Annotated in this window: 1 protein-coding gene; it reads left to right on the top strand. The window is 70.5% G+C overall.

All coding sequences use genetic code 11. The features are described from left to right. Nucleotides 1-1,166: DUF885 family protein (locus tag RSA25_RS18345; protein WP_332810264.1), on the top strand; the 1,166-nt coding region annotated here is incomplete at its 3' end.

The following is a 1,166-nucleotide window of genomic DNA, read 5'->3' as shown; positions in this document are numbered from 1 at the left end:
CTGGCCGCCCCGCCCACCGCCAGCAAGGCACCGGCCAGCCCGGCCTGGGTCGCGCGCAGCAATCAGCTCGCGCAGATCCTGCTCGATGCGCAGGGCCCGTTCCAGCCGGAGGAAACCGGCTTCTTCGGCGTGCCCGGCTACGACGACAAGGTGGCCGACTTCGGCCCGGACAACGGCGCCCGCTACCGCGCGGCCATCGCCAAGGCCCGCACCGAGCTGCAGGGCAAGCTGGCCACCGAGCGCGATCCCAACGTGCGCCAGGACCTGGCCATCATGATCGCCGCCGCCGGCCAGAGCATCGAGGGCAGCGAACTCAACGACAAGTACCTGCTGCCGTGGGTGGATACCCCGCAGACGGTGTTCAGCGGCATCAACATGCTGCTCTCCGACCAGGTGCCGGCCGAGCGCCGGGCCAAGGCGCTGGACCGGGTGAAGGCCTATGCCGGCCTGGCCCCGGGCACCCAGCCGGTCACCACGCTGTCGCGCCAGCGCTATGAAGAGCGCCTGGCCGACAAGACCCTGCTGCAGCCGACCCGGATCGAGGTCGAGCAGTCGCTGGCCAACGTGGACACCTACATCAGCGGCATCGAGCAGCTGTTCGGCAAGTACAAGGTGGCCGGCGCCGACGAGGCGCTCAAGACCCTGGCCACCCAGCTGCGCGACTATCGCGACTGGACCCGCAAGGACGTGCTGCCCAAGGCGCGCACCGACGCGCGCCTGCCCGAGCCGCTGTATGCCTTCCAGCTCAAGCGCGTGGGCATCGACATCGCCCCGGCCACGCTGATCCAGCGTGCGCAGCTGGAATTCATGGAAACCCGCTCGGCGATGCGCAGTCTGTCGCCGCTGGTGGTGCAGGCCAAGGGCCTGAAGGTGGCCGACCCGACCGACCCGGTCGCGGTGGTGCGCGCGCTCAAGGGCGACAAGATCGCCGACGACCAGCTCGAACACCACTACCGTGGCGTGATCGATGCCATCGACCCGATCATCCGCCGCGAGAAGATCGTGGACGTGCCGCAGCGTGCGATGCAGATGCGGCTGGGCTCGGCTGCCGAAAGCGCCGCCTCGCCCGCGCCGCACTTCCTGCCCGCGCCGCTGGTGGGCAACACCGGCCAGCAGGGCACCTTCGTGCTGCCGCTGGGCAACCCGGCCGCCGGCGACAAGGCCGC

The organism is Stenotrophomonas sp. (genome assembly GCF_036662295.1).
In the GTDB taxonomy this organism is placed as follows: domain Bacteria; phylum Pseudomonadota; class Gammaproteobacteria; order Xanthomonadales; family Xanthomonadaceae; genus Stenotrophomonas.
Note: the sequence above shows the minus strand (reverse complement) of the source record. Positions and strands in the feature narration are given on the sequence as shown.